At 60.7% G+C, this 17369-nt stretch carries 15 protein-coding genes and 1 pseudogene; 7 read left to right on the top strand and 9 right to left on the bottom strand.

Features of this window, described 5'->3' with window-relative positions; translation table 11 throughout:
- Positions 1-108: 108 nt before the first annotated feature.
- Complete coding sequence (pdxB, locus tag BUE92_RS09230) at positions 109-1251, bottom strand: 4-phosphoerythronate dehydrogenase PdxB (protein WP_073523293.1); 1143 nt, start codon at positions 1249-1251, stop codon at positions 109-111.
- 274 nt (positions 1252-1525) lie between these two features.
- On the opposite strand from pdxB, the gene BUE92_RS09225 reads away from it, so the two are divergent.
- A complete protein-coding gene (locus tag BUE92_RS09225) occupies positions 1526-2929 on the top strand; it encodes an MATE family efflux transporter (RefSeq protein WP_073523292.1) in 1404 nt (467 codons plus the stop codon).
- Between the two features lie 97 nt (positions 2930-3026).
- Here the strand turns inward: BUE92_RS09225 and tusA are convergent, their stop codons facing one another.
- Positions 3027-3272 (bottom strand): sulfurtransferase TusA, encoded by a 246-nt coding sequence (tusA, locus tag BUE92_RS09220; RefSeq protein WP_073523290.1) that lies wholly within the window; start codon positions 3270-3272, stop codon positions 3027-3029.
- Between the two features lie 129 nt (positions 3273-3401).
- A complete protein-coding gene (gene rlmM, locus BUE92_RS09215; protein ID WP_073523288.1) occupies positions 3402-4478 on the bottom strand; it encodes a 23S rRNA (cytidine(2498)-2'-O)-methyltransferase RlmM in 1077 nt (358 codons plus the stop codon).
- A gap of 196 nt (positions 4479-4674) precedes the next feature.
- Between rlmM and acnA the strand changes: the two genes are divergently transcribed.
- Positions 4675-7416, top strand: coding sequence for an aconitate hydratase AcnA (acnA, locus tag BUE92_RS09210; RefSeq protein WP_073523286.1), 2742 nt, complete (start codon positions 4675-4677; stop codon positions 7414-7416).
- A 126-nt stretch (positions 7417-7542) separates the two neighbouring features.
- Here acnA and BUE92_RS09205 read toward each other — a convergent pair whose 3' ends face one another.
- The gene (locus tag BUE92_RS09205; protein ID WP_073523284.1) at positions 7543-8481 is read right to left on the bottom strand and encodes an aspartyl/asparaginyl beta-hydroxylase domain-containing protein; all 939 of its coding nucleotides are present in this window, start codon (positions 8479-8481) and stop codon (positions 7543-7545) included.
- A 148-nt stretch (positions 8482-8629) separates the two neighbouring features.
- Here BUE92_RS09205 and BUE92_RS28845 point away from each other — a divergent pair.
- Positions 8630-8722 (top strand): annotated as a pseudogene (locus tag BUE92_RS28845) (outer membrane lipoprotein carrier protein LolA); the annotation flags it as partial.
- Here the strand turns inward: BUE92_RS28845 and cysK are convergent.
- Positions 8721-9695, bottom strand: a complete 975-nt coding sequence (cysK, locus tag BUE92_RS09200; protein ID WP_073523283.1) for a cysteine synthase A — start codon at positions 9693-9695, stop codon at positions 8721-8723. The pseudogene BUE92_RS28845 and the gene cysK overlap by 2 nt on opposite strands.
- A gap of 127 nt (positions 9696-9822) precedes the next feature.
- Here cysK and BUE92_RS09195 point away from each other — a divergent pair, with 127 nt between their 5' ends.
- The 3 genes from BUE92_RS09195 (at position 9823) to BUE92_RS09185 (ending at position 13127) form a co-directional block, all read left to right on the top strand.
- The gene (locus BUE92_RS09195; protein ID WP_073523280.1) at positions 9823-10899 is read left to right on the top strand and encodes a DUF748 domain-containing protein; all 1077 of its coding nucleotides are present in this window, start codon (positions 9823-9825) and stop codon (positions 10897-10899) included.
- Between the two features lie 204 nt (positions 10900-11103).
- Entirely contained in the window at positions 11104-11949 is an 846-nt protein-coding gene (locus BUE92_RS09190; RefSeq protein ID WP_003189627.1) for an AAA family ATPase, read from the top strand.
- Positions 11949-13127: a vWA domain-containing protein gene (locus tag BUE92_RS09185; protein WP_003189625.1), complete on the top strand. Its 1179-nt coding sequence runs from the start codon at positions 11949-11951 to the stop codon at positions 13125-13127. The genes BUE92_RS09190 and BUE92_RS09185 overlap by 1 nt, the downstream gene beginning before the upstream one ends.
- Positions 13128-13169: 42 nt before the next feature.
- Here BUE92_RS09185 and BUE92_RS09180 read toward each other — a convergent pair whose 3' ends face one another.
- The 4 genes from BUE92_RS09180 to BUE92_RS09165 all read right to left on the bottom strand — a co-directional run bounded on the left by BUE92_RS09180 (position 13170) and on the right by BUE92_RS09165 (position 16166).
- Positions 13170-13712 (bottom strand): hypothetical protein, encoded by a 543-nt coding sequence (locus BUE92_RS09180; RefSeq protein WP_073523277.1) that lies wholly within the window; start codon positions 13710-13712, stop codon positions 13170-13172.
- A gap of 104 nt (positions 13713-13816) precedes the next feature.
- A complete protein-coding gene (locus BUE92_RS09175) occupies positions 13817-14728 on the bottom strand; it encodes a biotin-dependent carboxyltransferase family protein (protein WP_073523275.1) in 912 nt (303 codons plus the stop codon).
- 2 nt (positions 14729-14730) lie between these two features.
- Positions 14731-15429 carry a 5-oxoprolinase subunit B family protein gene (locus BUE92_RS09170; protein WP_073523272.1) on the bottom strand — a complete coding sequence of 233 codons (699 nt, stop codon included), beginning with the start codon at positions 15427-15429 and terminating at the stop codon, positions 14731-14733.
- Positions 15426-16166, bottom strand: coding sequence for a 5-oxoprolinase subunit PxpA (locus BUE92_RS09165; protein ID WP_073523270.1), 741 nt, complete (start codon positions 16164-16166; stop codon positions 15426-15428). The genes BUE92_RS09170 and BUE92_RS09165 overlap by 4 nt, the downstream gene beginning before the upstream one ends.
- A 174-nt stretch (positions 16167-16340) precedes the next feature.
- Here BUE92_RS09165 and BUE92_RS09160 point away from each other — a divergent pair, with 174 nt between their 5' ends.
- Positions 16341-17261 (top strand): LysR family transcriptional regulator, encoded by a 921-nt coding sequence (locus BUE92_RS09160; protein ID WP_073523268.1) that lies wholly within the window; start codon positions 16341-16343, stop codon positions 17259-17261.
- Positions 17262-17369 lie beyond the last annotated feature (108 nt).

The following is a 17369-nucleotide window of genomic DNA, read 5'->3' as shown; positions in this document are numbered from 1 at the left end:
TGCCCCCTGTAGGAGCGAGCTTGCTCGCGAAAAACGCAAGGGCATCGCGTTTTTCCAGGTTTCCCGCGTTATCGTTGGCGATTTTCGCGAGCAAGCTCGCTCCTACAGTTACAGGTGTTCGGCGCCGAGAGCAGTGACGATCTGTGACAGCACCCCCGACTCACCCTTGATGCGCACCTTCAAGCCGTCGATCTCGCGACGTTCCGGGTAGTGCTTGCGCAGCAGGTCGAAGGCCTGGCGCTGCTCCTGCACGGTGCCTACCAGGCTGCGACGCAAATCCGCGTCATCACGGCGCGGGTCGTACACACTGCGGCACAAGGTCGCCAGCGCCCAGGCCGGGTCAGTCGTCGCGTTCAGGTGCACTTCGGCCAGCCAGGGTGCCGGCAGCAAATCACTTAAGTGAATACTCGGCTCCTGGCCCAGGTGCGTGCAGAACGCCTGGTATATCTGCGCCGTGCCACGCTGCTTGCCATCGAGGCTGTAGCCGGCGATATGGGGCGTGGCCAGCACGCACAGGTCGGCCAGGTCGACGTCCACCTCGGGCTCGCCTTCCCACACGTCCAGCACCGCTTGCAGGTCTTCGCGCGCCAGCAACACCTCGCGCAGGGCGGCGTTATCTACCACCGCGCCACGGCTGGCGTTGATCAGCCAGGTGCCAGGCTTGAGTTGCTCCAGGCGCTGGCGATCAAACAGGTGCCAGGTCGAACCATTGCCGGACTTGATCAGCGGCGTATGCAAACTGATCACGTCACACTGCTCGATAATCTGCTGCAAGCTGACGTAGTCACCGTCTTCGGTGATCTGGCGCGGCGGGTCGCACACCCGCACGTTCCAACCCAGACCCTTAAGCACCTTGACCAACCGCCCGCCGACTTCGCCGGCACCGACGATGCCGTAGGTGCGCTGCTTGAGGTCAGCGCCTTCGATTTCAGCCAAGGTCTGCAAGCTGCCAAGCACATAGTCCACCACCCCCCGCGCATTGCAGCCGGGCGCGCTGGACCACTGGATACCCGCTTGCTTGAAGTAGTCGAGGTCCAGGTGGTCGGTGCCGATGGTGCAAGTGCCGACAAAGCGCACCTGGCTGCCCTCGAGCAAGGCACGGTTGACGTTGGTCACCGAGCGCACCAGCAGCACGTCGGCCTGCTCGACCGTGGCACGGTCGATGGAACGACCAGGCACGCGGCGAATCTGGCCAAACCCTTCGAAGAATGCATCGAGCAGCGGGATATTTTCGTCGGCAACAATCAGCATGGCAGGCTCCTTTGGCGGATTGGCAGTGTACAGGCATGGGATCTATGTTCCAGCGTAGATCGAGTGTGGGAGCGGGCTTGCTCGCGAATGCGGGGTATCAGTCAGTACACCTCTGACTGGCCCACCGCATTCGCGAGCAAGCCCGCTCCCACAAGAGATATGGGGCGCCTGCGAGGTTGCATTACAAATCAGCAACACAGCTTTTTTCCTGACCGCTGCGTCAACGCGTAGAATCCGCCGTCCTTGCGACTGCCTTTTGATTGGACACCTGTACGTGAACACTGCCACCGCTACCCTCTCCCGCCCCGCCCGCATCAGCCGGGAAGTGCGTGGCCTGCTGACGCTGGCCTTGCCGATCATGATTGGCCAACTGGCAACCACCGCGATGAGTTTTGTCGATGCGGTGATGGCTGGGCGCGTGAGCCCGCAGGACCTGGCGGCGGTGGGCCTGGGTAATTCGATCTGGATCCCGGTGTATCTGCTGATGACCGGCACCTTGCTGGCCACCACACCGAAAGTGGCCGAGCGTTATGGGGCGGGCAAACTGGCCGAGATCGGGCCGTTGGTACGCCAATCGTTGTGGTTGGCCGTGGTGGTCGGCCTCTGCGGTGCGCTGCTGTTGCTGTGTGCCGAGCCGATCCTGCATGCGATGAAGGTCGAACCCGACCTGATCGAGCCGTCCATGGGTTACCTGCATGGCATCGCCGCGGGTATGCCGGCGATTGCGCTGTATTACGTGCTGCGCTGCTTCAGTGATGGCCTGGGCCGTACGCGGCCGAGCATGGTCATGGGCCTCTGTGGCCTGGCGCTGAATATTCCGCTGAACTACATCTTCATTTATGGCCACTTCGGCGTGCCGGCCATGGGCGGCGTGGGCTGCGGCTGGGCCACTGCCATTGCGATGTGGGTGATGATGCTCGGCCTGGCCGGCTGGACGCGCTGGGGCCCGGTGTACCAGAGCAGCGAACTGTTCAAGCGCTTCGACTGGCCGCAATGGACGGTGATCAAGCGCATCCTGGGCATCGGCCTGCCGATTGGCGTGGCGATCTTCGCCGAGTCGAGCATTTTCGCAGTGATTGCCCTGTTGCTCGGCAGCCTGGGCGCTACCGTGGTTTCCGGCCATCAGATCGCGTTGAATGTCAGTTCTTTGGTATTCATGATCCCCTACTCCCTGAGCATGGCCGTGACCGTGCGCGTCGGTCAGGCCCTGGGGCGTGGCGAACCGCGTGAAGCGCGCTTTGCGGCCGGGGTCGGCATGGGCACTGCATTGGCCTATGCGTGCCTGTCGTGCAGCTTGATGCTGCTGTTTCGCGAGCAGATTGCAGCGATCTACACCCCCGACCCGGTGGTGATCCACCTGGCATCGATGCTGATCGTGTTCTCGGCGCTGTTCCAGTTCTCTGACTCGATCCAGGTCACCGCCGCCGGCGCATTGCGCGGCTACCAGGACACCCGGGTGACCATGGTGCTGACCTTGTTCGCCTATTGGGGTGTGGGCTTGCCAGTGGGTTATGCCTTGGGCCTGACCGACTGGCTCGGTGAGCCCAGCGGCCCGAGCGGTTTATGGCAAGGGCTGATCGTGGGCTTGAGCTGTGCGGCGGGGATGTTGCTGGTGCGCCTGGCGCGCAGTGCACGCCGACGCATTCGCGCAGGCAACGCGCTCACGCGCGCCCTGTAGGAGCGAGCTTGCTCGCGAAAAACGTTAACGATAACGCAGCGTTTCTGATTTAACGCGGCGCTCTCAGGTTTTTCGCGAGCAAGCTCGCTCCTACAGGTCAATCAGGTTTCTTGCGGATCCAGTACAGGTAGGTGCCAGCATCTTCCTGTTGATCCACCAGTTCGTGGTCTAGAAACACACAGAACTTGGGGATGTCACGGCGGGTCGACGGGTCGGTCGCGATCACCTTGAGCAGGCCACCCGCCGGCAGGTCGCGGATGTGCTGGTGCAGCATCATCACGGGTTCCGGGCAGTTGAGGCCGGTGGCGTCGAGGGTGCCATCAACCGGTAAATCAACACTCATACTTCACTCCTGAAACTGGCACCGCTCAACAATGTGGGAGCGGGTTTGCCCGCGATGACGGGGGCACATTCAACATAAATTTCGACTGTTATACCGCTTTCGCAGGCAAGCCAGCTCCCACATTTAATATCAGCGGCCTTTAGATTTCTTTACGTCTACCAGGCGGCGCAGGTGACAGGTCACTTCTTCGCGGTCGTGGTAGAGCTGCTTGCAGCCGATCTCCACACGAATGCCACGCGCCTTGAAGCCCTCTTCGATGCGCTCCAGCAGGCGCTTCACCTCGGCGTAACGCTGTTTCATCGGCAACTTCAGGTTCACCACCGCCTCGCGGCAATGCCCTTCGCCAATCCAGGTTTCCAAGAGTGCCGCGTTGCGCGCGGGTTTCTCGACAATATCGCAGACCATCCAGTCCACCGGCTGCTTGGGCACGAAGGTGAAGCCGTCGGCCATGAGGTGTTGCACCAGGCCTGTGTCCATCAGGCTTTCGGCCATGGGGCCGTTGTCGATGGCGGTCACCAGCATGCCACGGTTGACCAGTTGCCAGGTCCAACCGCCCGGCGCTGCGCCGAGGTCGACGCCGGTCATGTCGCCGTGCAGGCGTTCGTCCCACTGGTCACGGGGGATAAAATGGTGCCAGGCCTCTTCCAGCTTGAGGGTGGAGCGGCTGGGTGCGTCACGCGGGAACTTGAGGCGCGGGATGCCCATGGGCCACATCGCCGAGTTGTTCGACTCGGCCAGGCCCATGAACACTTCGCGGCCGCTCTTGAAGGTCAGCAGCAGGCGCGGCTTGCTCGGGTCGTCCACCAGCTTACCGGCGTTAAGCAGGGCTTTGCGCAGGTGCACTTCGAATTTCTTGCAGAAGTTCGACAGTTCCTTGCCATCATTGGTGTCGACCATTTCCAGCCACAGGCTGCCGCACGTCGGGAAGTCGCGCAGGTGGGCAAGGATCACGCTGATACGGTCGGTTTCCGGCAGGTCGATAAACACCCCGCGCGCCCACTGCCTGGGGAAGATCAGCTCGGCAAAGCGCTGGCTGTGCATCAGGCGCTGGGCACCGTCTTCTTCGGTGCAGACAAATTCGGCGCAGGCGCTGCCGGTCTTGGCCTTGGCGTAGCCGGAAACGTTCAGGCGCGCGGCGTGCTCCGCGATCTCGGAACAGACTTCGCCTTCAAAACCCGGGCGGCAGTGCATAAAAAGGGTGTTCATTGAATCTCCTGGTGAATCAACCGGCGTTGCGCTATCGCAATACCTGTCATGAAAACGCGCGCATGATAGCCGAGTTCGGAACCTTGGACTCAGCGATAGAGTCCAGTTATTAGCCTGCTAATGAAAACAGCGCTAACGTGAAAGCTCTGTTCGTCCCGTCAGGTCCGTAGCCGTGCGGACCATAAGGAGTCATGTAATGTCATCCCTTGATAGCCTGAGAACCCTTAAGACACTGCAAATAGACAGCAAAACCTACCACTACTTCAGCCTGCCCGAAGCCGCCAAGAGCCTGGGTGACCTGGACAAGCTGCCGATGTCCCTCAAGGTGCTGCTGGAAAACCTGCTGCGCTGGGAAGACGCAAAGACCGTCACCGGCACCGACCTCAAGGCCATCGCCGCCTGGCTCAAAGAACGCCAGTCGGACCGCGAGATCCAGTACCGCCCCGCTCGCGTGCTGATGCAAGACTTTACCGGGGTACCCGCGGTGGTCGACCTGGCCGCCATGCGCGCTGCCGTGGCCAAGGCCGGGGGCGACCCGCAGCGGATCAACCCGCTGTCACCGGTGGACCTGGTGATCGATCACTCGGTGATGGTCGACAAGTTCGGCAGCACCAGCGCCTTTGAGCAGAACGTCGATATCGAGATGCAGCGCAACGGCGAACGCTACGCCTTCCTGCGCTGGGGCCAGAGCGCCTTCGACAACTTCAGCGTGGTACCGCCGGGTACCGGCATCTGCCACCAGGTCAACCTCGAATACCTGGGCCGCACCGTGTGGACCAAAGAGGAAGACGGCCGCACCTACGCCTTCCCCGATACCCTGGTAGGCACCGACTCCCACACCACCATGATCAACGGCCTCGGCGTATTGGGCTGGGGCGTGGGCGGGATCGAAGCCGAGGCGGCGATGCTCGGCCAGCCGGTGTCGATGCTGATCCCGGAAGTGATCGGCTTCAAGCTCACCGGCAAGCTCAAGGAAGGCATCACCGCCACCGACCTGGTGCTGACCGTGACGCAAATGCTGCGCAAGAAAGGCGTGGTGGGCAAGTTCGTCGAGTTCTACGGCGACGGGCTGGCCGATTTGCCCCTGGCCGACCGCGCGACCATCGCCAACATGGCCCCGGAATATGGCGCGACCTGTGGCTTTTTCCCGGTGGATGAGGTGACCCTGGACTACCTGCGCCTGTCCGGCCGCCCGGCTGAGACGGTCAAGCTGGTGGAAGCCTATACCAAGTCCCAGGGCCTGTGGCGCAACGCCGGCCAGGAGCCGGTCTTCACCGATACCCTGGCCCTGGACATGGGCACTGTCGAGGCCAGCCTTGCCGGGCCCAAACGCCCACAGGACCGCGTCGCCCTGCCGAATGTAGGCCAAGCGTTCAGCGATTTTCTCGACCTGCAATTCAAGCCCACCAGCAAAGAAGAAGGACGCCTGGAAAGCGAAGGCGGAGGCGGCGTTGCCGTGGGCAATGCCGACCTGGTCGGCGAGGCGGATTATGAATACGAAGGCAACACCTATCGCCTGAAAAACGGCGCGGTGGTGATCGCCGCGATTACCTCCTGCACCAACACCTCCAACCCCAGCGTGATGATGGCGGCCGGGCTGGTGGCGAAAAAAGCCGTGGAAAAAGGCCTGACCCGCAAGCCCTGGGTGAAAAGCTCCCTGGCGCCGGGCTCCAAAGTGGTCACCGACTACTACAAGGCTGCGGGCCTCACCCAGTACCTGGACAAGCTTGGCTTCGACCTGGTGGGCTACGGCTGCACCACCTGTATCGGCAACTCCGGGCCCCTGCCCGAGCCGATCGAAAAAGCCATCCAGAAGGCCGACCTCACCGTGGCCTCAGTGCTGTCCGGTAACCGTAACTTCGAAGGCCGCGTGCACCCACTGGTGAAAACCAATTGGCTGGCCTCGCCGCCCCTGGTCGTCGCCTACGCGTTGGCCGGCACCGTGCGCATCGACATCAGCAGCGAGCCGCTGGGCAGTGATCAGCAGGGTAATCCGGTGTACCTCAAGGACATCTGGCCCAGCAGCCAGGAAATCGCCGAGGCGGTGGCCCAAGTCAGCACCAGCATGTTCCACAAGGAATATGCCGAAGTGTTTGCCGGCGACGAGCAATGGCAAGCCATTGAAGTACCGCAGGCAGCCACCTACGTGTGGCAGCAGGACTCCACCTACATCCAGCATCCGCCGTTCTTCGACGATATTGCCGGCCCGCTGCCGGTGATCGAGGACGTCAAGGACGCCAACGTCCTGGCCCTGCTGGGCGATTCGGTAACCACCGACCACATCTCCCCTGCAGGCAATATCAAGGCCGACAGCCCGGCCGGGCGCTACCTGCGCGAACAGGGCGTAGAGCCGCGTGACTTCAACTCCTACGGCTCACGCCGGGGCAACCATGAAGTGATGATGCGCGGTACCTTCGCCAATATCCGTATCCGCAATGAAATGCTTGGCGGCGAGGAAGGCGGCAACACGCTGTATATCCCCACCGGCGAGAAAATGGCGATCTACGATGCCGCCATGAAGTACCAAGCCTCGGGCACACCGCTGGTGGTGATCGCCGGCCAGGAATACGGCACCGGCTCCAGCCGCGACTGGGCGGCCAAGGGCACTAACCTGCTGGGCGTCAAGGCGGTGATCGCCGAGAGCTTCGAGCGTATCCACCGCTCCAACCTGGTAGGCATGGGCGTGTTGCCGTTGCAGTTCAAGCTGGATCAGAACCGCAAGACACTCAAGCTCACCGGCAAGGAGAAGATCGACATCCTCGGGCTGACCGATGCCGAGATCGAGCCGCGGATGAACCTGACATTGGTGATCACTCGGGAGGATGGCAGCAGCGAGAAGGTTGAGGTGCTGTGCCGGATTGATACCTTGAATGAAGTGGAGTACTTCAAGGCCGGCGGGATTCTGCACTATGTGCTGCGCCAGTTGATCGCCTCCTGACCAACGCCGCAAAACTAATGTGGGAGCGGGCTTGCTCGCGAAGGCGGTGAGTCAGTCAAGAATGTATCGACTGACACTCCGTATTCGCGAGCAAGCCCGCTCCCACAGTTTTGACCGTATTTCAGATCAGCCGAATAGCCACTTCCACAGCAGTACCAAGACGACTACCGCCAGCACCGGCCGCGCAATGCGGTAGGCCTTGGGATGCTTGCGCTTCCACTGCTTGACCTGGCCGCTGAACTTGTCGCTGAAGGTCTTGCTCCAGGCGTACGCCTGGTTGATGCCGCCCACGCGCTCGTCATCGAGGTTCTGCGGTGCAGTTGCGCGGCCCAGTTGCTTGCTGACCCAGCGGTTGATGCGGGTCATCACGCGGTTGCTCAATGGCCGTTCGATGTCGCAGAACAGGATCACACGGGTCTGTTCGGTTTCGTTTTTCACCCAGTGCACGTAGGTTTCGTCGAACATCACGTCGTCACCGTCGCGCCAGGCGTAGACCTGGCCGTCGACGAAGATACGGCAGTCGTCGGAGTTCGGCGTGGACAGCCCCAGGTGATAACGCAGGGAACCGGCAAACGGATCGCGGTGCGGGTTGAGGTGACTGCCACCCGGCAACAGCGCAAACATCGCGCCCTTGACGTTAGGGATGCTGCTCACCAACGCCACGGTCTTGGGGCACAGCGCCTCGGCCGATGGCAACGGTTTGTCGTACCACTTGAGGTAGAAACGCTTCCAGCCCTTCTTGAAGAACGAACCGAAACCGGCGTCGTTGTTCTTTTCGGCGGCGCGGATGTAGCCCTCGTCGAACAGGTGCATGGCCTCTTCGCGGATCACTTCCCAGTTGTCCTTGAGCACATCCAGTTCCGGGAACTTGCTGCGGTCCAGGTAGGGCTTGGACGGCACCGCGGAAAACAGGTACATCAGGGCGTTATACGGGGCGAACAGCGCCGAATGGTTGACGAACTGACGCAACATCGGCAAACGGGCCTTGCCACGCAGGTGCACATACAGCGTGCTGCCGATGAACAGCAGCAACACCGACAGTTTGGCGGCCAAAGAAAAGGTCATGCAGCAACTCCTGGAAATAAGCGCCTGGCCAGCAAACTTCCGTCAATGGGAAACCAGACGTAACAGCCGGCCATGATAAACACTTGAGCCATTATGCAGAAGGCCCAGGAAACCAGACTGACCTGTATCAACACCTGTAGGAGCGAGCTTGCTCGTGAAGAACGTCAACGATAACGAGGGCTTACTGACACAACGTGGCGCTCTCAGGTTTTTCGCGAGCAAGCTCGCTCCTACAGTATTCAGGCCTGGTTTTCCTGCTCGGTAAACACATCGCTGAACAACATGCTCGACAGGTAGCGCTCACCGGAGTCCGGCAAGATCACCACGATAGTCTTGCCCTGCATTTCCGGCTTCTCGGCCAGGCGCACGGCCACGGCCATGGCGGCGCCACAGGAGATTCCGCACAAGATGCCTTCTTCCAGCATCAAGCGCCGGGCCATGGCCTTGGACTCCTCGTCGGTCGCCAGCTCCACGCGGTCGACTATCGACAGGTCGAGGTTTTTCGGCACGAAACCGGCGCCGATGCCTTGGATCTTGTGCGGGCTGGGCTTGATCTCTTCACCCGCCAAGGCCTGGGTGATCACCGGGGAAACCATGGGTTCCACGGCCACCGACAGAATCGGCTTTCCCGCCGTGTTCTTGATATAGCGTGATACCCCGGTGATCGTACCGCCGGTCCCCACGCCTGCCACCAGCACGTCCACGGCGCCATCGGTGTCGTTCCAGATTTCCGGGCCGGTGGTTTTCTCGTGGATCGCAGGGTTTGCCGGGTTGTCGAACTGGGCCGGCATAAAGTAGGTGGCCGGGTCGCTGGCGACGATCTCGGCGGCCTTGTCGATGGCGCCCTTCATGCCCTTGGCCGGCTCGGTCAGTACCAGTTCGGCGCCCAGAGCCTTGAGCACTTTACGGCGCTCAAGGCTCATGGACGACGGCATGGTCAGCAGCAACTTGTAGCCACGGGCAGCGGCGACAAAGGCCAGGCCGATGCCGGTGTTGCCCGAAGTCGGCTCGACAATGGTCATGCCCGGCTTGAGCTTGCCGCTGCTTTCCGCGTCCCAGACCATGCTGGCGCCAATGCGACACTTGACCGAATAACTCGGGTTGCGCCCTTCGATCTTGGCCAGGATCGTCACGCCACGCGGTGCGATGCGGTTGATCTGAACCAGAGGCGTATTGCCGATGGAGTGCGCGTTGTCTGCGAAGATGCGGCTCATGGCGATTCCTGTTGTCGAGACGTTGGGAAAGGCCCCAAGGGTATGCCTCGTGCTCCCAAGCGTCCAGAAGGAGGAACGTTGCGACGATCAGAACAGTCAATCCCCTACAAGCTAGGAGAACTGCCCTATGAAACGTCGCTACAGTTGGCCGTTAGGGACAATCGCCGCTCTGGTGCTGGTCCTGATTGCCGCGCACATTGCGCTGCCCTACCTGGTGCGCAACTACCTGAACGACAAACTCGCCAACATGGGCGATTACCGTGGCGAGATTGCCGATGTGGACCTGGCACTATGGCGCGGTGCGTACCGGATCAATGGCCTGCAAGTCGTCAAGGTGGACGGCAAGGTCCCGGTGCCGTTCGTCAAGGCGCCACTGATCGAGTTCGCGGTGAGCTGGCATTCGCTGTGGTACGACCATGCCGTCGTGGCCGAGGGGCATTTTGTGCGCCCGCAGATCAACTTCGTCGATGGCGGTGCCAACAAGCAGGCGTCCCAGACCGGTAAAGGCACCGACTGGCAGGAACAACTGCGCAAGCTGCTGCCGATTACCCTCAACGAAGTGCGCATCGAAGACGGCGAGATCGCCTTCCATAACTTCAGCTCCAAGCCCCAGGTGAATATCAACGCCACCGGGGTCAACGCCAGCTTCTATAACCTGACCAATGTGGTGGATGTCAAAGGCAAGCGTGACGCGCGCTTTGAAGGCAAGGCACTGCTGCAAGGCCAGGCGCCCTTGGAAGCCAACGCCACCTTTGACCCTCTGAGCGATTTCGAAGAGTTCGATTTCCGCTTCCGCGCCCGCGACCTGCAACTCAAGCGCATGAACAACTTCGCCTCCGCCTATGGCAAGTTCGACTTCAAGGCCGGCACGGGCGATGTGGTGGTCGAAGCCCAGGCTGAAAATGGCCGGCTCACCGGCTATATCAAGCCGCTGCTGCGCGATGTAGAGGTGTTCGACTGGCAACAAGACGTTGAAAACCAGGACAAGAATATCTTCCGTTCGATCTGGGAAGCCGTGGTGGGCGCCAGCGAAACCGTGCTGAAAAACCAGCGTAAAAACCAGTTCGCCACCCGTGTAGAGCTGAGCGGTAGCGTGCATCAGCAAAATGTCAGTGCGTTTTCTGCGGTGATCGCAATCCTGCGCAATGGGTTTATCCAGGCCTTTAATGCCAGGTATGAACAACCCAAACCCAGCGCTGATTAACGGTCCTTCTGTAGGAGCGAGCTTGCTCGCGAAAAACGTCAACGATAACGCGTGCATGTTGAAGGAACGTGGCGCCTGGGAGTTTTTCGCGAGCAAGCTCGCTCCTACAGACCCGCCATTCAGAGACTGAATGCCCCGTCTGCGTTCACAGTCGCCGGGGCTGCGGGGTATAGTCGGGCCATTGATGAATCCGAGGAATGACCAATGAAGTTCGAAGGCACCCAGGCCTATGTGGCTACCGATGACCTGAAACTGGCCGTCAACGCCGCCATCACCCTGGAGCGGCCGCTGCTGGTCAAGGGCGAACCGGGCACCGGCAAGACCATGCTTGCCGAGCAACTGGCCGAATCCTTCGGTGCCAGGTTGATCACCTGGCACATCAAGTCCACCACCAAGGCGCACCAGGGCCTGTACGAGTACGACGCGGTCAGCCGCCTGCGCGACTCGCAACTGGGCGTGGACAAGGTGCACGACGTGCGCAACTACCTGAAGAAGGGCAAGCTGTGGGAAGCCTTCGAGTCCGAAGAGCGGGTGATCCTGTTGATCGATGAAATCGACAAGGCCGACATCGAGTTCCCCAACGACCTGCTGCAAGAACTCGACAAGATGGAGTTCTACGTCTACGAAATCGACGAGACCATCAAAGCCAAGAAGCGCCCGATCATCATCATTACCTCCAACAACGAAAAAGAGCTGCCGGACGCGTTCCTGCGCCGCTGCTTCTTCCACTACATCGCCTTCCCCGACCGCACCACCCTGCAAAAGATCGTGGATGTGCACTACCCGGACATCAAGAAAGACCTGGTCAGTGAAGCGCTGGATGTGTTCTTCGATGTGCGCAAGGTGCCGGGCCTGAAGAAAAAACCGTCCACCTCCGAGCTGGTCGACTGGCTCAAGCTGTTGATGGCCGACAATATTGGCGAAGCAGTGCTGCGCGAGCGCGACCCGACCAAGGCCATCCCTCCCCTGGCTGGCGCCCTGGTGAAGAACGAGCAAGACGTGCAGTTGCTGGAGCGTCTGGCGTTCATGAGCCGTCGCGGTAATCGCTGATGCTGCTTAACCTGTTCAACGAAATGCGTGCCGCCAAGGTGCCGGTATCGGTACGCGAGCTGCTCGACCTGATCAACGCGCTCAAACAGCGCGTGACCTTCGCCGACATGGACGAGTTCTACTACTTGGCCCGGGCGATCCTGGTCAAGGACGAGCGGCACTTCGACAAGTTCGACCGGGCCTTCGGCGCCTATTTCAACGGCCTGGAAAAGCTCGACGACCACCTGCAGGCGCTGATCCCCGAAGAATGGCTACGCAAGGAATTCGAACGTTCCTTGAGCGATGAGGAACGCGCGCAGATCCAGTCCCTGGGTGGTCTCGACAAGCTGATCGAGGAGTTCAAGAAACGCCTGGAAGAACAGAAAGAACGCCACGCTGGTGGCAACAAGTGGATCGGCACCGGCGGCACCAGCCCCTTTGGTTCTGGCGGCTACAACCCTGAAGGCATTCGCGTCGGTGACGCCGGCAAGCGTCAGGGCAAGGCGGTGAAAGTCTGGGACCAGCGCGAGTACAAGAACCTCGACGACCAGGTGGAGCTGGGCACGCGCAACATCAAGATCGCCCTGCGCCGCCTGCGCAAGTTTGCCCGCCAGGGCGCGGCCGAAGAGCTGGACATCGACGGCACCATTGACCACACCGCCCGCGATGCCGGCTTGCTGAATATCCAGATGCGCCCCGAGCGGCGTAACACCATCAAGCTGTTGCTGCTGTTCGATATCGGCGGCTCGATGGATGCCCACGTGAAGATCTGCGAAGAGCTGTTTTCCGCGTGCAAGACCGAGTTCAAGCACCTGGAGTATTTTTACTTCCACAACTTCGTGTACGAATCGGTGTGGAAGAACAACCAGCGCCGTACTTCCGAACGCACCTCCACCCAGGACCTGCTGCACAAATACGGCGCCGACTACAAAGTGATTTTTATCGGCGATGCGGCCATGGCGCCCTATGAAATCACCCAGGCCGGCGGCAGCGTCGAGCATTGGAATGAGGAGCCAGGGTATGTGTGGATGCAGCGCTTCATGGCCAAGTACAAGAAGCTGATCTGGATTAACCCCTATCCAAAAGATACCTGGGGCTATACGGCGTCGACGGGGATTGTGCGAGAGTTGGTGGAGGATCAGATGTATCCGCTGACGCTGCGCGGGCTTGAAGAGGGCATGCGTTTTCTATCCAAGTGAACCCTGGCCTGTAGCCGATGCTATCGGCTACAGGCACGGCACTCAGCAGTGCTCGTTGTCGATCCAGGAAAACCTGAGAAAGAGCGCAGCGAACTGTTTGATCAGTTCAGAATCCTGGCGGTCTACTTTCCCGTCGTTGTTCACATCCTGATTGATCGAAACACTGGCCCCTTGACCATTCCCGTCGCTGTACACCGCCGCCGAATAGACGATGGTTTCATCTCGAGGGTCCCCCTCGCCCTGATGGAAGTGCAGCCGTACCGTATCGGGAATCCCGTTGTCATCGAAGTCGCTGGCAAACACCCTCAGGTATTTGTCAAAGGGCTCGTCGAGACTGAACCACTTGAAGGCCAGAAACAGCTGGGAAAACTGCAGTGCCATTTCCCGGTCGACATTGTCGACAATGCCGTCTCGATTAAGGTCATCCGCAATAATCCAGTCAAATTGACCATCGTCGGTAATATCAAAAGCCGTTGCCCGATGGATAAGCGCGGGGGCTTGGGCGGTGTCATAAAACTCCAGATAGACCACATCGGGAATATCGTTATCGAGTACATCTTGGGCATATATCTTCAAATAGCGCATAACAAAGCCTGATAGTGAATAAGCCAATCAAGGCTTGCATAGCCACGCGCCGGGGCGAAGACGGCAAACTTGTGCAATGTCGTAGGACTTGTCTTTAAACCCGCTTACTCTGAAAACCTGCGTAAATACTCTACATGCTGGCGATGTGCCGTTTCCTGCACCATCGGTGACAACCGCACCTTCTCCCCCGGCAAACACTGCGCCAGCCGCGCCAGTGACAAAGGCGTCAACGCGCCCAGGCGCGGATAACCGCCGATCGTCTGCCGGTCATTGAGCAGCACAATCGGTTGACCATCCGGTGGCACCTGGATCGCGCCCAACGGAATGCCTTCAGAGATCAACGACGGCCCTTGATAGTGCAGCGGCGTACCGAGCAAGCGCATGCCCATGCGGTCGGCGCGGCTGTCCAGCACCCATTCGGTGTTGAAGGCATCGAACAGACTCTGCCCGCTGAACTGGCCAATCTGCGCGCCGACGATCACGTCCAGTGCAGCACCTGATTGCACATCCGGGTTTGCCAGCACCTTCATCGCACCACCTGTCCCGGAATAAGCCAACCGCCCGCCTTCAGCCAAGGCCTTGCCGAAGCCGTCCACCCCGCCTAATTCTTCACGCACCACGGTGGCACAACTGCCAAGTACCGCCTGCGCATCAAAGCCACCGGGCGCGGCCAGATAAGCGCGTGCCCCATTGCACGGCTGGGTGAAGCGCAGTCGCTGGCCCTTTTGCAGGATAAAACTGCGACCGGGGCTTATCGCCCGCTCATCGACATAGGCGCCCAGGTCCGCACCGGCCAAGGCCAGCAGGCAATAATCCTCAGCCTGTACGGTAAAGCCCCCCAGGGTAATTTCCACAACCGGCGCATCCAGGGCATTGCCCAAAAGCCAGTTGGCCCAGGACATCGACACCCAATCCAGCGCGCCGCCCTGGGTCACGCCCAGGTGGCGTACGCCAAAACGACCGGCGTCCTGCAACAGGCACAGTGGCGTGCTGGCCTCGATGATCAAACGGCTCATGCTTACGCCTCCAACGGCGTGTCATCGCCACCCAAGTTGATGAATTCGGCGTGGCTGACCGAGGCGAAGCGCACCGTGTCGCCGGGCTGCATCAGGCTGTAGCCGTCGCGCTCACGGTCGAACAGTTTGGCCGGGGTGCGGCCGATCAGGTTCCAGCCGCCTGGGGACACCACCGGGTAAGCGGCGGTCTGCCGCTCGGCGATACCGACACTGCCAGCGGCCACACGTTTGCGCGGCGTGTTGAGGCGTGGGGTGGCGAGCACTTCGTCCACCAGCCCCATAAAGGCAAACCCAGGGGCAAAGCCCAGGGCGAACACCTGGTACTCGTGGGCGCTGTGGCGGCGGACCACCTCCTCCACGGCCAGCCCGCTACGCTGGGACAACAAGTTCAGTTCCGGGCCGACACTCAGGTCGTACCACACTGGCAACACATGGCACTGGCCGCTGCCCTGAGCCTGGGGTTGCAGGTCGGTAAGGGCCTGGTCAATCAGCGCCCGGGCCTGGGCCGGGGTTAGCGCAGTGAGATCGTAATGCACCATCAATGTGGTGTAGGACGGCACCAGGTCCACCAATGCCAAGCCGAAGCCATTGCGCAGGCGCTCGGTAGCCGCGAGCATCCACGGCATGTTGGCTTCGGCGATCACGTCAAACAGGCGCACCATCAGGCAGTCGATCGCCACCACTTCGATGCGTGGCTTCATGCTGTTTTCAACGCTTCTCGGATACGCTGCACGGCAGCCACCGAGCTGGCGTTGTCGCCATGCACACACAGGGTATTGGCCTGGAGTACCAATGAGCTGCCGTCGCTGGCAATCAGCGATTCGCCACGGGAAAGGGTCAGGGCCTGCTGCACGATGGTGTCGGCGTCGTGGTGCACCGCGCCCGGCAATTGGCGGGACACCAGATGGCCCTGGCTGTCGTAGGCGCGATCGGCAAAGGCTTCAAACCACAGGGTCACACCATATTCATCACCCAAGGCCTGGGCCGCGCGGTTATCACGGGTGGCCAGCAGCATCAGCGGCAGGTCGCCATAGGCGGCCACGGCCTGGATCACCGCACGCAACTGCGCGGGGTTGGCCATCATGTCGTTGTACATCGCGCCGTGGGGTTTCACATAGCTGACGCGCCCGCCCTGGGCGCGGCAGATGCCGTCCAGCGCGCCGATCTGGTAATGCAACAGGTCCTGGATTTCCTGCGGCGTGTAGTTCATGGAGCGCCGGCCGAAGCCTTGCAGGTCCTGGTAGGCCGGGTGAGCGCCCACTTGCACGCCGTGCTTGAACGCCAGGCTGACGGTCTTGCGCATGATGCTCGGGTCGCCGGCATGGAAGCCGCAGGCCACGTTGGCGCAATCAATGAACGGCATGACTTCGGCGTCCAGACCCATGGTCCAGTTGCCAAAGCTTTCGCCGATGTCGCAGTTCAGTAGCAGGCGGCTCACGGTGGTCGCTCCTGTAGGTTTTGTTTTTTGTAGTGTGGGATGTATTACACAGAACTCGCAACTTGTCCTGGCACCCCGACGACGCTTATCGTGGAACGGCTCGATTTTTGGCGCTTGCCCGGTGCGACGTCCAACTAATAAAAACCGATCCATGCATAAGAAAAAGTTGATCCCATGAATTTGAAGTTCCTCGAAACCTTCGTCTGGGTGGCCAGGCTCAAGAGCTTCCGGCTCACGGCCGAGAAGCTGTTCACCACCCAGGCCTCGATCTCCAGCCGCATCGCCGTGCTCGAAAGCGAGCTAGGGGTGAAGCTTTTCCTGCGTGACTCTCGAGGCGTGAGCCTGACCCCGGACGGTTTGAAAGTGCTCGACTATGCCGAGCAAATGATGGTGACCATGCAGGGTTTGAAGCAGTCTCTGGAAACCACCAGCAGCAAGGTCGGGCGCATTCGGATCGGCGCGATGGACACGGTGATCCATACCTGGCTCAGCCCGCTGGTCGCTGAACTGATGAAGCTGTTCCCGCTGGTGGAGATCGAGCTGATCGCCGATACCGCGCTGAACCTCAGCGATCAGCTACAAAAAGGCTTTCTCGACCTGATCCTGCAAACCGACCTGCTACGCCTGGAAACCGTGCGCAGCCTGGAGTTGGCCAGCCACCCCATGGCCTGGATCGTGGCCAGCCAGTCGATCTACAACCGCGACTACGCCTCCCTTGCCGAACTGGCCCAGGAGCGCATCATCACCTACTCGAAAAACTCTCACCCGCATCAGGACGTATTGAGTTTGATGCAGGCCAATGGCGTGGCGGCACCGCGCATGAACTGCGTGAATTCGGTGTCGGCGATTACCCGGTTGCTGCGCGATGGCTTCGGCATCGGCGCACTGCCGCCGGTGCTGGTGAGCGAAGAGCTGGAGCGAGGGGAATTGGTGATGCTGCCCATGGCCCAGCGCCTGCCGAACTTGCAGGTGGTGGTGTCGTGGCGCGTGGGGGTGGAGTTGGTGGAGGAGATTGTGGGGTTGTGCCAGAAAGTCGTCGCCCGCTATGCCGAGCAAGTCGGTGCAGAACGCATGCAACTGAATAAACCCGATTGAAACTGTAGGAGCTGGCTTGCCCTAAGGCTTTTGTAGGAGCGAGCTTGCTCGCGAGAAACCCACAGACGCCGCGTTTACTCAGGAAGCACGCGTTATCGTTGACGTTTT

It is taken from the genome of Pseudomonas fluorescens (assembly GCF_001902145.1).
Classification (GTDB): Bacteria; Pseudomonadota; Gammaproteobacteria; order Pseudomonadales; family Pseudomonadaceae; genus Aquipseudomonas; species Aquipseudomonas fluorescens_BV.
Note: the sequence above shows the minus strand (reverse complement) of the source record. Positions and strands in the feature narration are given on the sequence as shown.

Coding starts and splice junctions, on each gene's coding strand:
- pdxB (WP_073523293.1), bottom strand. CDS start 1,251: ATGCTGATTGTTGCCGACGAAAATATCCCGCTGCTCGATGCATTCTTC.
- tusA (WP_073523290.1), bottom strand. CDS start 3,272: ATGAGTGTTGATTTACCGGTTGATGGCACCCTCGACGCCACCGGCCTC.
- rlmM (WP_073523288.1), bottom strand. CDS start 4,478: ATGAACACCCTTTTTATGCACTGCCGCCCGGGTTTTGAAGGCGAAGTC.
- acnA (WP_073523286.1), top strand. CDS start 4,675: ATGTCATCCCTTGATAGCCTGAGAACCCTTAAGACACTGCAAATAGAC.
- BUE92_RS09205 (WP_073523284.1), bottom strand. CDS start 8,481: ATGACCTTTTCTTTGGCCGCCAAACTGTCGGTGTTGCTGCTGTTCATC.
- cysK (WP_073523283.1), bottom strand. CDS start 9,695: ATGAGCCGCATCTTCGCAGACAACGCGCACTCCATCGGCAATACGCCT.
- BUE92_RS09195 (WP_073523280.1), top strand. CDS start 9,823: ATGAAACGTCGCTACAGTTGGCCGTTAGGGACAATCGCCGCTCTGGTG.
- BUE92_RS09190 (WP_003189627.1), top strand. CDS start 11,104: ATGAAGTTCGAAGGCACCCAGGCCTATGTGGCTACCGATGACCTGAAA.
- BUE92_RS09185 (WP_003189625.1), top strand. CDS start 11,949: ATGCTGCTTAACCTGTTCAACGAAATGCGTGCCGCCAAGGTGCCGGTA.
- BUE92_RS09180 (WP_073523277.1), bottom strand. CDS start 13,712: ATGCGCTATTTGAAGATATATGCCCAAGATGTACTCGATAACGATATT.
- BUE92_RS09175 (WP_073523275.1), bottom strand. CDS start 14,728: ATGAGCCGTTTGATCATCGAGGCCAGCACGCCACTGTGCCTGTTGCAG.
- BUE92_RS09170 (WP_073523272.1), bottom strand. CDS start 15,429: ATGAAGCCACGCATCGAAGTGGTGGCGATCGACTGCCTGATGGTGCGC.
- BUE92_RS09160 (WP_073523268.1), top strand. CDS start 16,341: ATGAATTTGAAGTTCCTCGAAACCTTCGTCTGGGTGGCCAGGCTCAAG.